Here is a 10,959-nt window from a genome sequence, read left to right as displayed (position 1 = left end):
ACCGCCTCCTGTCCGCCGCGCGGGCCCGCTGTCTCGCGTGTCACGTACATGCCACGGCAACCGGGTCGAGCTGCACGCGCCGGCGGTGCCGGACACCAGGAACGAGCGCCACCCTCCCGGCGGCCACTCGTGCTTCGAGGTCGTGGATCCGACCCAGGAGCCGCTGCCGGCGCGCCTCGGCGTCGAGGGGGTCAGGCGCGGCGTCGGTTGCTGTCATCGCGGAGCTGGTGGGTGTGGAGGGCGAGGGCGTCGAGGCGGGTGGCGAGGTCGTCGTGGGCGGTGCCGAGGAGGGGGCGCATGGCGGCGAGGGGCGCTATGAGGTCGGCGGGGTCGGCGGCCCCGAGGGCGGTGGTGAGGGCGGCCTGGCCGGGGTGGCGGCCGGGGGCCAGTGACGCCGAGGCGATCCGGGCGGCGAGGACGCGCAGTTCGGCGGCGTTGTCGCGGGCCCAGGCGGCCACGGTGCGTTCGGCGGCGCGGCGGTCACGGACGGCTTTCACGCGCTCGGCGCCCGTCCGGGCGGCGCTCGCGTCGGGGGTGCTGTCGGTCGGGCGCAGGCGCAGGTACCGGTTCTCGGCGGCCTGGCGGCTGGCGACGCCCATGGGGTGGGCAAGGTCGGCCCAGGTGGCGCCGGCGGCACGGGCGTTCTCGACCAGTCCGGCTTCCCAGCCGGCGAGCTCGGTGCGCAGTTCGCGCAGCAGCACCAGCGCGGCCAGGGCCTGCTGGGGGCCGGCTTCCTCGGAGCTGGCCGGTGGGGTGCCGTCGGGGTCCTGGGCGGTGCGGACGGCGTCGTCGATGCTGGCAAGGGCTGCGGCGACGGCGAGGAGCGAGGCCGGTTCGACGGGCGCCTTCGGGCTGGCGGGGGGCTTCGGGGGCTTTTCACGCATGGTGTCATTCTAACTACGACGACGATTGTTTGTCATTGGATGGATGACGTGCTAGAACGGTGTCAGGTGAAGCGCACTGGCACCCTTTGACTGCTCTTGGAGGTGTTTCGCGATGCTGTTGCGCACCGATCCGTTCCGCGAACTGGACCGTCTGACCCAGCAGTTCCTGGGCAACACGGGAACCTGGTCGCGTCCGGCGCCGATGCCGCTGGACGCGTACCGCGCGGGCGAGGAGTACGTGATCTGCTTCGATCTGCCCGGGGTGGACCCGGATGCGATCGACATCGACGTCGAACGCAACATGGTGACCGTCAAGGCCGAGCGTCGGCCGCGCCACCAGGGCGAGGACGTGAAGTGGGAACTGTCCGAGCGCCCGCTCGGTGTCTTCTCCCGCCAGGTCATGCTCTCCGACACGCTCGACCCCACCGGGATCACCGCCGACTACGACGCGGGCGTGCTGACCTTGAAGATCCCGGTCGCCGAGAAGGCCAGGCCCCGCAAGGTCGAGATCAGCCACAGCGGAAGCCGCAAGCAGATCCAGGCCTGACCGGCAGATAGAGGCCTGACCGGCCCCCGACGCAGTCCGCGCCGCCCCTTGATCTCTCCCCCCTCACATCGAAGGGGCGGCGCGGACCGCACCGGCGACGCACGCCTCGAAAGGAGGATCGCGGTGACGCTCCGATGGGAGGCGTTCTTGGACCGGGTCCGGGAACGCGGCGAATACGACACCGTCGGCGAGGCCGAACGCGCGGCCCGCGTCGTGCTGGCCCTGCTCGGCGCCCACCTCGTGGGGCAGGTCCGCGCGGACCTGGCGGCCCGGCTGCCCGAGACCCTCGCCCTGGTCCTGCTCAACCCCCTCGCGGCCACCGAACCGCTCACCCCCGAGCGGTTCGTGCGCGCCACCGCCGCCTGGATCGAGGGCGCCACCGAGACCACCGCCGCAGCTCCCACCCGGCTACGACCTGCTCTTCGGCCGCCCACAGGCCGGCCACCGCCCCTGACCCACCCACCGCCGTCCGACCCGCTCACCGCCGCCGCGCCGACCGCGCGGCCCGACGGAAAGCCGCCCGCCATGACCCGCTACCACCACCTCCTCCAGCAGGTCCGCACCGACGGCCGCTACCCCAGCGACGGGGAAGCCGAATGCGTCCTCACCGCCGTCCTGGCCGTCCTCGGCTCCCAGCTCACCGGCGACGAACGCCTCGACCTCGCCGCGGCCCTGCCCGAGCGGGCCCGCGCCGTCCTCGCCGCCCAGACCCCCCTGCCCCGCCCCGTCACCGCCCCCGCCTTCGTCGAGACCCTCGCCCACACCCTGGGCACCAGCCTCACCGCCGCTCGCTGGCATGCCTCCTCCGTCCTGACCGCCCTCACCACTCTCACCGACCCCCACCTCACCGACCGCCTCCTCGCCCACCTGCCCCGCGGCTACGCCCTGCTGTTCGGCCGCGCGGACCTGACCGCCGCCGCCTGACGCGGCCGACCCGGCCCGCGACCGCGAGTTCACCGCCCCGTCGCCTGCGGCGGCACGGCCCGGTGGACAGGCCCGGTCGGCCGGGACCGGTCGGCCGGGACCGGCCCTGGAAGGACACCGTCCCAGCCGGAAGGGAGACCCTCATGTCCTCCCGGTACGCCACACGCTCCGCGACCACCCGCACCGGTGCCGCCCCGCTGCTGCGGATCACCACCACGACGGACAGCGGCACCGCCCGGATCGTCCACCTGCACGGCGAAGCCGACCAGGACCAGCGCCCGCAGCTTGAGGGCGCACTCGAACGGGCCCTCGCCGACCGCCCGCCCCGGCTGGTCGTCGACCTCGCCGGTCTGCGTTTCTGCGACTCCACCGGCCTCAACGCCCTTCCCCCTCGTGCTGGCCGCCCCCTCCCCCCAGACCCGCCGACTGCTGGAGATCACCGGCACCGACGAGGTGTTCACCATCCGCGACAGTGTCCACGCCGCCCTGGCCGACACCGCCGCGCACACCGGATGAAGCGAGACCCGTGATGGACGGAACCTGGCGCTACGCGGTCACCCTGCCCGGCCCGCCCGGCGGACACGGGCCGCCCCAGGTCGTCATCGTGCAGCGCACCGGTGAGCTGACCGCTGCGGGGGCGGCGGTGTACGCGGACGGAGCGGGCACCTTCCGGGTCGTGATCGAAGGCGGCGCGGCGAGGCCGCTCACCGCGCCGCCGGAGCCCGGCCGCCACATTTGCCTGCACGTCGTACCCCTGCCCTGACCGGGCGGGGCGCGCCTTCAGCAGGAAGCCGGTCCGGAGCCGGAGACCGGCCTTCCCGCCCGGGACCTGCCCCTGGAGATCGGCGCAGCCGAACAGGGCGTGTCCTCGCTCCCTCCCACCCGTGTGCCCGCAGCACGGTGCCCGCAGCCCGATGCACGGCGCACGGCGCACGGCGCACGGTACGGACCTATCGGCCGCCCATCGCTCGCGGCGGCAGCGACGCAGGTCGCGGGCCGCGGGCCACGCGCTGCTGGCACACGGGCCGCGGGCCACGACCCGCGCCGAGGGCTCAGTGGGCGGCGGGCGGAAAGCGGTCCCACACCCGGTGCGTGCCGAGTTCCTCCACAAGGGCGGAGACCGCGCGGGCACCGTCGGTCTCGGTGAACACGCCGGGTGCCTGCGGGTCGATTCCCGCCGCGGCCCACAGCACGCGGGCGTCCGCGAGGCCGGCGATCGGCTTGGCGTGCCGATAGGCCTCGTTGACCAGCAGGACGGCCCGGGAGTCGAGCGTCGGCCGGCCGCCCGCGACCGCACCCGCCTTGGCGTCGCGCGCCCCGCGGTCGTCGGCGCCGGAGGCGGGAGCGTCGGCCACCAGCAGCGCGTCGAACTCGACGGACCGGGTGGCACCGAGGGTCCGCTGTACGGCGAGGTCGTCGGCCAACGGCGCGCCGGTCGGGCCGATGAGCAGCGGCGACAGCCCTGCGGCCAGGGCGGCTTCCCGTACCCCGCGCACGGCGTCCGGGTTGCTGGTGGTGGCGGTGACGATGCCGAGCACCCGGCCCGTTGCCGGCCACCGCCGGCCCAGCTGCGACAGGGCCGGGCTCGGGGCGACGTCAGCGGGCGCGGTGCCGGTCGGCGGCACCGGCAGACCCAGACCCGTGGCGACCTCTCGGCAGAGCTGGGCGTCGATCCGCGCAAGGACGGTCAGCGCCCGCTCCTTGATCGCCTGCTCGTACACCTTCGACAGTTCGAAGGTGTAGGCGGCGATCACGTGCTCGCGCTCGACCGGGGTGAGGCTGAGCCAGAACAGCCGGGGCTGGCTGAAGTGGTCGCCGAACGAGGCCGGCGCCTCGCGGACCTTGGCCGCCGCCGCGATCGGCGTCGGATGCTCCACGAAGGCGTGCTCGCCGACGCCGGCGAAGAACGGGCAGCCACCGTCCAGCGAGTTCGGCTTGTACGGGGCCGCACCCTCGTGCACGGCGTCCTGGTGGAAGCCGTCGCGCAGCATGTCGTTGACCGGGGCGTGGGTGCGGTTGACCGGGATCTGGGCGAAGTTCGGTCCGCCCAGGCGGCTGATCTGCGTGTCCAGGTAGGAGAACAGGCGGCCCGCGAGGAGCGGGTCGTCGGTGACGTCGATACCCGGCACGAGGTGGCCCGGGTGGAAAGCGACCTGTTCGGTCTCGGCGAAGAAGTTCGTGGGGTTCGCGTTGAGGGTCATCAGGCCGATCGGCCGCACCGGGGCGAGCTCCTCGGGGACGAACTTCGTCGGGTCGAGCAGGTCGATTCCCTCGAAGGTCTGGTCGGGGGTGTCGGGGAAGGTCTGGATGCCGAGCTCCCACTGCGGGAAGTTGCCCGCCTCGATGGCGTCCGCGAGGTCGCGCCGGTGGAAGTCCGGATCCAGGCCGCCGATCAGCTGCGCCTCCTCCCACACGAGGGAGTGCACGCCGGCCTTCGGCTTCCAGTGGAACTTCACCAGGGTGCTCGCGCCGTCGGCGTCGACAAGACGGAAGGTGTGGACCCCGAAGCCCTCCATCATCCGGTAGGAGCGCGGAATGCCGCGGTCGGACATGTTCCAGATGGTGTGGTGGGTGGCCTCGGTGTGCAGGGACACGAAGTCCCAGAACGTGTCGTGGGCACTCTGCGCCTGCGGGATCTCCCGGTCCGGATGCGGCTTGCCCGCGTGGATGACGTCAGGGAACTTGATCGCGTCCTGGATGAAGAACACCGGGATGTTGTTGCCCACCAGGTCGAAGACCCCTTCGGTGGTGTAGAACTTCGTGGCGAATCCCCGGGTGTCGCGCACGGTGTCGGCCGAACCCCGGGAGCCCAGCACGGTGGAGAAGCGCACGAACACCGGCGTCTGTGCTCCCTCCGCGAGGAAGGCGGCCCTCGACACAGCGGTGGCGGTGCCGTAGCCGTGGAACACACCGTGGGCGGCGGCACCGCGGGCGTGCACGACGCGCTCCGGGATGCGCTCGTGGTCGAAGTGGGTGATCTTCTCCCGCAGGTGGTGGTCCTGCAGCAGCACCGGGCCGCGGGCACCGGCCTTCAGCGAGTGGTCGGAGTCCGCCACCCGCGTACCCTGCGCGGTCGTCAGATATCCGCCGTTCTGCGCCCTCGCGTCCGTCGGGGCCCCCGCCGACCGGCCCGTTGCCGTCACACCGGCGGGCGCCTGCTGGTCCGGCTTGGGCGGCAGGGGCGGACGTGGTTCGACGGGCTCGGCGACGGACGGCGGTTGTGAACTCGGCGCGCCGGGCGTCGGGCGCACTTCCTCACGGTGCGCCTCCGCAACGTCGGCGAGGGCATCGATGATCTTCTTCACGGGGGCTGGCTTGTCCATGTCCTCAACCTTCCGAACAGTTCGGCTTGCTGCACGACGGCCGCGGCCCGGCTTCTCCCACCGCCGGCACTCTCCGCTCGCTGCACCGCCGCAGCACGCCGTTGGGGCTGGTGGCGCCTTCTCAGTCGGGCCAGGTGCCGGTCAGGCGGCGGGTGCCGACCGCGCCGCCGCGGTCGATCGCCGCCTTGACGAGGGCGAACACCGCGCCTTGGAGTGCGGCTGCGGTCAGCACTTCGGTCCAGCTGCGGTCCGGGTCGGTGGTGGTCGGGGCGTCGTCCTGGTGGCCGAGGAGTGCCCAGAGTCGTTTGAAGACGGCCCCGGCGACGACTCCGCCGAGGGCACCGAACAGCAGCCCGAGGGGCTTGTAGAGGATTCTGACCATGGGGTCCCTCCCGGCTGGGTGTCGTTCGTGCGGTCATTGGTCGTCTGCCCGCACGACGGTGCACAAACCGCCGGGGCTGCGCCCGGTGGGACCGGTGCGGACGGCTGGGTCACCGTCCCGCCCGCCCTCTCCCGGCGGCCTCCTCGCGGATGCGGGTCACGTCGATCACGAAGTTCTCGGCCGTCGTGCTGGGCTCCTGACACGGGGCGGGGATGCGGAGGCCCCGTGGTCGGCCCGCATCGGGCAGGCGCACCTGGAGGGTGCCGTCGGCGTCGGTGCGGGTGGTGAAACACGGTTGGGGTGCGGTGGCCGGGCCGCCCACGTTCCAGCCGTCGGCGAGGCGGAACTCGCTGCCGTGCCAGGGGCAGGTGACGCGGCCGTCCGCGACCTCACCCTGGGAGAGCGGGCCGGAGGCGTGGCTGCACCGGTCGGCCAGCACGCGGAACAGCTCGTCCGCCTCGCGGACCACCAGCACGGGGACCTCGCCGACGGTACGGCGCACCCCCTCCCCGAGCGGAAAGTCCGCAGCGGGGCCGAGGTCGTGCCAGCCGGGCTCGACGAGGTGCGGAACGGGCTCCGCCTTGTTCGCGCCGGCTCCCTGCCGGTAGGCGAGGTGGCCGCCGAGCGCAGCCCCGCCGCCCAGCACGGCCAGCCCCGCCAGGCCCAGGCCCCGGCCGAGCCCGGCCCCGCCGCGTGCGCGAGCCGCCCACGACGCCGCGTACAGGCCGACCGCAGTGGTCATCGACACGGCGTGCAGCAGGCCGGCGAGCCCGACGGCGTGGTCACGGCGCTGACCAACCAGTACGCCGCGATGCCCTCCCTGCACATCGGCTGGTCCCTCTGGTGCACCGTCGCCGTGGTCACCGCCACCCGAATCCCGTGGGTCCGCATCGCGGCAGTGCTCTACCCGGCGGTCACCCTGCTGGTCGTCATGGGTACCGCCAACCACTGGCTCCTCGACGCGGTCGCGGGGGCGTTCCTGGTCGCCGCCGGGTGCACGGCCCAGTACCTCCTGACCGGCCGCCGCCTGGTGGACCGCTCGCCGCCCGAACCGCCCACCCACAGCCTCAGCAGGCAACCACGGTGACCGCGGCGGACCGTCCGGCGGTCGCACGACGAGGGAGGCGAAGCCGAGCAGGCATACCGGCCGGCTCACCCGGGAGCCGGCGGCCGACGCGGCCACCCGTGGCAACGGGGTGAAGGAGCACCGGCCACGGATTCCGCAACCGCCCCTGCGGAGGGCCGGATCGCTCAGCCGGCGCCGGGCAGGCGCGCCTGAAGCATGCCGTCACTGTCCGTACGGGTGGTGAAGCGCGGCTGCGGGGCGGTCGCCGGACCGCCCACGTTCCAGCCGTCCGCGAGGCGGAAGACGCTGCCGTACCAGGGGCACGTCACGCGGCCGTCGGCGATCTCGCCCTGTGAGAGGGGACCGGAGCAGTGGCTGCACCGGTCGGCGAGGACGTGAAACACGTCCTGGGACTCCCCGACCACCAGCACCGGCACCTCGCCGACCGTCCGGCGCGCCGCCTCGCCGACGGAGAAGTCCGCCGCGCGCCCGAGGATGTGCCAGCCGGGCTCGACCAGCCGGGGGACGGCCTCCGCCTTGTTCGCGCCGGCCGCCTGCCGGTACGCGAGGTGGCCGCCGATCGCCGCCCCGGCCCCGACCGCGGTCAGTCCGGCGAAGCCCAGGACGCGCCCCAGCCCGTCGCGGCCCCGCGAGCGGGCCGCCCACGACACGCCGTACAGCCCGATCGCGGTCGCGATCGACACGGCGTGCAGCAGGCCGGTGCGCCTCTGCTGCTCGTGCAACTCGGCCCAGTCGACCCAACCCGTCCACGCGGCCGGGGCGGCGGTGGCGACACCGACCGCGACCAGCAGCCGCGCGGCACGCTCCGAGCCGGGCACCAGGTCGAGAACGCCCGCGGACAGCCAGGCGCCCACCGGAACCTGCACCAGGGCGGGATGCAGCGGATGTCCCAGGGGCCGGCCGTGCAGCACCCCGCGCAACCGCCCCAGCGGAAGTCCCTGGACGACACGCTTCAGAGGCTCGGCGACGGCGTCGAATTCCTCGGCTCCTCCCACGGCGTCGAGCATCTTCAGAAGCCGGACGCCGATGCCGTCGTCGCCGCGCGACCCGGCGGCGGTGATACCCGGCGGCGGTGATACGGGCAATGAAGGTTCCCATGCGAACCACGCTGCCCGCACTCCCGCGCCTGCGCGGGCCGGCTGAGCCGGACGGCCTACCCGTCTCCGGCCGCCGGTCGAGGGCACCCGATTCTCCCCCGAGGCCACCGGGCCCACCAGAGCCGCCCGGCTCGCCACCCAGCCTCCGTCGCCGCCGCGGTGACGAGACGATCACGCGCCGCGCTCGGCCGAACGGATTCACCCGGCCATGTGCGGGTAGCCGCCGTAAGGAGAGCACCCCTGTCCTTCCGCCTCGATGAAGGAGTCCGTCATGGGCACACCCCCCAACGATCCCGTACCTCCCAGTCCGACGCCGGCCCCCGGCCCCGGCCCGGGGCCGCAACCCGGACCGGTTCCGGGGCCGGTTCCCGCGCCCGGAGGGCCCGACCCTGTACCGCCGGCGCCGCCGCAGCCCGAGCCCGACCCGCTGCCTCCGCCCGCGCCGGGACCGGGGCCGGGGCCGCAACCCGGCCCGCTGCCGGGGCCGGGACCGGCCCCGGAACCCATCACCTGAGGCGGCACGGCCCTCGCCCCCGGCCCGGGACTCCGCGTCGAGCCGCGTTCCGGCCCGTCCGGGCCGAGAGCTCCTCGCCCCGGACAGGCCGGACAGGCCGGGCGGACCGGGGCGAGGGGCCCTCGGCCGTCAGGTTCATCCCGTCCTGCAACGAGGTCACCCAGAACACGTCGGCTGCCAGGTATTCGTCGACCACCTCGGCGAGGGACAGCCTCAGGGGGAGGTAGTCCCGAGCGGATGGACCGCGATGCGCGGCAGGCGGGGCCGGCCCGCAAGGGCCTGCCGGAACTGCTCGGCGAAGGCGGCGGTGTGGAAGCCGGCCCGGTCGAGACAGGCCAGGGAGGCGAGCAGCTCGCGGGCGACCGGCAGGGTGGCGAAGACCTCGGCCGGTGGGAACGGCGTGTGGTGGAACAGGCCCGTGCGCGGGTCCGGCCGTGAGGTGCGCAGCAGGCCCGGTACCAGCCAGAGGTTGTAGTCGTGCAGCCGGACGGTCGCGCCGTGAGCCGCGTGCGCCACCGGGGTTTCGGGACCAGCGGGTCGCGCAGAACGTTCCGGATCGAGGGTGCCCCGCGGCCCGTGGCGAAGACCACGGTCACTTCCGGACGGTGAGCCAGCGCATCCCGCAACCGACCCCGGCCGGCCGGGCTGCCGCCGAGTAACGTGCCGTCAGGATCGCCGACCAGAATCCTCGACGTCCGACGGACACCAACACGACCACCGAGCGCGGTGAAGTGGACACTTCACCCGGGCGGCAGCCGGTCGGGCGGTCATCGGCCTCCGGCCGGCCGGTGTTCGGGGTCCTCGGTCTGCAGGGTCGTTCGTCCGGTGCCGTTCCGGCCCGGGACGCGCCGGTGCCCGTCGGCCGCAGTGGCCGACGGGCACCGGCAGTGCGGGGCGCGGGGGGCTACCAGCGGTACCACCGCCCCCGGCTGCCGGCGGCGGTGGTGCCCCGGGCGAGGAAGCCGAGGAGCCAGACGGCGAGGACGACCAGGCCGACCCACCACAGGACCTTCACGGCGAAGCCGAGCCCGAACAGGAGGAAGACGAGCAGCAGGACCAGGATCAGACCGAACATGGAACGGACTCCTCACGCTGGGGAATGGTTCACGGCCCGGGTGCCCCGGTTCCTCCGGATCATGCCCCGCCCCGCCGGATCACCCGGGTCCGCGGGACCGCCTCCCGGGCCGGGATCCCCCTCGCCCGTTACGGGCGGTGAGTCCGGGGCATACGGCTGCCGACCGGGACCGGCAACGGTCAGGCCGGGTCCGGGCGGAGCGGATCGACGAACTGGAACGCACCCCGGGCACGGGCGACCGCTGTCAAGGCGCACGAACGGGCTGCTGCCGGGCTTTCCGGTTCCGGTAAGGACTGGGGTAGCCTCCCAGGCGGTACGTGCCTGTGTTGTCGGTCGGCCTCGGTGCCCCGGCGCCGGGGTGGGCTCTAGAGAGGCGACGTTCGATGGCTGGCTCAGCAACGCCCAACGGTTCGCGCGGGAGCGCGGGTCCTTCCGCCGCCCAGGTCGGGGTGCCGGAACTGCGGCTCCTGCTCGCCGGTCTGACGGCGGTGCGTGACGGGGACTTCGGGACCAGACTGCCGGACGACGCGGACGGCCTCCTCGGCGAGATCGCGACCGTGTTCAACGGCATGGTCGACCAGTTGTCCCGCTTCACCTCCGAAGTGACCCGGGTGGCCCGGGAGGTGGGTACCGAAGGGCGGCTCGGCGGTCAGGCGCAGGTGCCCGCCGTCTCCGGGACGTGGGCCGACCTCACCGACTCGGTCAACGCGATGGCCGGCAACCTCACCACCCAGGTGCGGGACATCGCCCAGGTGGCCACCGCGGTCGCGAAGGGCGATCTCTCGCAGAAGATCACCGTCGATGCGCGCGGCGAGATCCTCGAACTCAAGAACACCGTCAACACCATGGTCGACCAGCTGGGCAGCTTCGCCGGCGAGGTCACCCGGGTGGCCCGCGAGGTCGGCACCGAGGGCATCCTCGGCGGCCAGGCCGATGTGAAGGGCGTCTCGGGGACGTGGCGCGACCTCACCGACTCGGTGAACTCCATGGCCGGCAATCTGACCGGCCAGGTCCGGGCGATCGCCCAGGTCGCCACCGCGGTGGCCGACGGCGACCTCTCGCAGAAGATCACCGTCAACGCGCGCGGCGAGATCCTCGAACTCAAGAACACCATCAACACCATGGT

At 73.7% G+C, this 10,959-nt stretch carries 13 protein-coding genes and 3 pseudogenes; 8 read left to right on the top strand and 8 right to left on the bottom strand.

The window, feature by feature from the left end; all coding sequences use genetic code 11:
• Positions 1–191: 191 nt before the first annotated feature.
• Positions 192–884 carry a hypothetical protein gene (locus VR45_RS32765; RefSeq protein WP_045943526.1) on the bottom strand — a complete coding sequence of 231 codons (693 nt, stop codon included), beginning with the start codon at positions 882–884 and terminating at the stop codon, positions 192–194.
• Positions 885–996: 112 nt separating this feature from the next.
• On the opposite strand from VR45_RS32765, the gene VR45_RS32760 reads away from it, so the two are divergent.
• The 6 genes and pseudogenes from VR45_RS32760 (at position 997) to VR45_RS32750 (ending at position 3,118) form a co-directional block, all read left to right on the top strand.
• Complete coding sequence (locus VR45_RS32760; RefSeq protein ID WP_045943525.1) at positions 997–1,431, top strand: Hsp20/alpha crystallin family protein; 435 nt, start codon at positions 997–999, stop codon at positions 1,429–1,431.
• A 123-nt stretch (positions 1,432–1,554) separates the two neighbouring features.
• A pseudogene (locus tag VR45_RS43410) lies at positions 1,555–1,885 on the top strand (DUF2267 domain-containing protein).
• A 71-nt stretch (positions 1,886–1,956) separates the two neighbouring features.
• On the top strand, positions 1,957–2,355 hold the full coding sequence (locus tag VR45_RS44720; RefSeq protein ID WP_078897053.1) for a DUF2267 domain-containing protein: 399 nt from the start codon (positions 1,957–1,959) through the stop codon (positions 2,353–2,355).
• Between the two features lie 143 nt (positions 2,356–2,498).
• A pseudogene (locus VR45_RS50775) lies at positions 2,499–2,729 on the top strand (STAS domain-containing protein); the annotation flags it as partial.
• 19 nt (positions 2,730–2,748) lie between these two features.
• Positions 2,749–2,871 (top strand): STAS domain-containing protein, encoded by a 123-nt coding sequence (locus tag VR45_RS49345; RefSeq protein WP_234326394.1) that lies wholly within the window; start codon positions 2,749–2,751, stop codon positions 2,869–2,871.
• A gap of 13 nt (positions 2,872–2,884) precedes the next feature.
• Positions 2,885–3,118, top strand: coding sequence for a DUF6296 family protein (locus VR45_RS32750; RefSeq protein ID WP_045943523.1), 234 nt, complete (start codon positions 2,885–2,887; stop codon positions 3,116–3,118).
• Positions 3,119–3,407: 289 nt separating this feature from the next.
• Here the strand turns inward: VR45_RS32750 and VR45_RS32745 are convergent, their stop codons facing one another.
• The 3 genes from VR45_RS32745 to VR45_RS32735 form a co-directional block, all read right to left on the bottom strand.
• A complete protein-coding gene (locus VR45_RS32745) occupies positions 3,408–5,678 on the bottom strand; it encodes a catalase (protein WP_078897051.1) in 2,271 nt (756 codons plus the stop codon).
• A 121-nt stretch (positions 5,679–5,799) separates the two neighbouring features.
• Positions 5,800–6,060, bottom strand: coding sequence for a DUF4235 domain-containing protein (locus VR45_RS32740; RefSeq protein WP_045943522.1), 261 nt, complete (start codon positions 6,058–6,060; stop codon positions 5,800–5,802).
• Between the two features lie 109 nt (positions 6,061–6,169).
• Positions 6,170–6,802, bottom strand: a complete 633-nt coding sequence (locus VR45_RS32735) for a Rieske (2Fe-2S) protein (protein ID WP_052709551.1) — start codon at positions 6,800–6,802, stop codon at positions 6,170–6,172.
• A gap of 9 nt (positions 6,803–6,811) precedes the next feature.
• On the opposite strand from VR45_RS32735, the gene VR45_RS32730 reads away from it, so the two are divergent.
• On the top strand, positions 6,812–7,147 hold the full coding sequence (locus tag VR45_RS32730; protein ID WP_052709550.1) for a phosphatase PAP2 family protein: 336 nt from the start codon (positions 6,812–6,814) through the stop codon (positions 7,145–7,147).
• A 164-nt stretch (positions 7,148–7,311) separates the two neighbouring features.
• On the opposite strand, the gene VR45_RS32725 is transcribed toward VR45_RS32730, so the two are convergent.
• From VR45_RS32725 to VR45_RS32715, 4 genes and pseudogenes are all read right to left on the bottom strand, one after another.
• Entirely contained in the window at positions 7,312–8,265 is a 954-nt protein-coding gene (locus tag VR45_RS32725) for a Rieske (2Fe-2S) protein (protein ID WP_353612737.1), read from the bottom strand.
• Positions 8,266–8,971: 706 nt separating this feature from the next.
• On the bottom strand, positions 8,972–9,274 hold the full coding sequence (locus VR45_RS49340; protein WP_045943519.1) for a trehalose-6-phosphate synthase: 303 nt from the start codon (positions 9,272–9,274) through the stop codon (positions 8,972–8,974).
• Positions 9,275–9,330: 56 nt separating this feature from the next.
• Positions 9,331–9,441 (bottom strand): annotated as a pseudogene (locus tag VR45_RS50770) (hypothetical protein); the annotation flags it as partial.
• Between the two features lie 221 nt (positions 9,442–9,662).
• Positions 9,663–9,833 carry a hypothetical protein gene (locus VR45_RS32715; protein ID WP_045943518.1) on the bottom strand — a complete coding sequence of 57 codons (171 nt, stop codon included), beginning with the start codon at positions 9,831–9,833 and terminating at the stop codon, positions 9,663–9,665.
• Positions 9,834–10,216: 383 nt separating this feature from the next.
• Between VR45_RS32715 and VR45_RS32710 the strand changes: the two genes are divergently transcribed.
• Positions 10,217–10,959, top strand: a 743-nt coding sequence (locus tag VR45_RS32710) for a HAMP domain-containing protein (RefSeq protein WP_234326392.1), incomplete at its 3' end; no start/stop codon positions are given.

The sequence above is a fragment of the Streptomyces sp. NRRL S-495 genome, from assembly GCF_000966955.1.
Lineage (GTDB): Bacteria > Actinomycetota > Actinomycetes > Streptomycetales > Streptomycetaceae > Kitasatospora > Kitasatospora purpeofusca.
The sequence above is the reverse complement of the archived record's forward strand: the minus strand, read 5'-3'. Positions and strand labels throughout refer to the sequence as shown.

Bases quoted from the DNA above. Each gene is read 5' to 3' on its own strand.
- VR45_RS32765 (WP_045943526.1), bottom strand. From the start codon at position 884: ATGCGTGAAAAGCCCCCGAAGCCCCCCGCCAGCCCGAAGGCGCCCGTC.
- VR45_RS32760 (WP_045943525.1), top strand. From the start codon at position 997: ATGCTGTTGCGCACCGATCCGTTCCGCGAACTGGACCGTCTGACCCAG.
- VR45_RS44720 (WP_078897053.1), top strand. From the start codon at position 1,957: ATGACCCGCTACCACCACCTCCTCCAGCAGGTCCGCACCGACGGCCGC.
- VR45_RS32750 (WP_045943523.1), top strand. From the start codon at position 2,885: ATGGACGGAACCTGGCGCTACGCGGTCACCCTGCCCGGCCCGCCCGGC.
- VR45_RS32745 (WP_078897051.1), bottom strand. From the start codon at position 5,678: ATGGACAAGCCAGCCCCCGTGAAGAAGATCATCGATGCCCTCGCCGAC.
- VR45_RS32740 (WP_045943522.1), bottom strand. From the start codon at position 6,060: ATGGTCAGAATCCTCTACAAGCCCCTCGGGCTGCTGTTCGGTGCCCTC.
- VR45_RS32735 (WP_052709551.1), bottom strand. From the start codon at position 6,802: ATGACCACTGCGGTCGGCCTGTACGCGGCGTCGTGGGCGGCTCGCGCA.
- VR45_RS32715 (WP_045943518.1), bottom strand. From the start codon at position 9,833: ATGTTCGGTCTGATCCTGGTCCTGCTGCTCGTCTTCCTCCTGTTCGGG.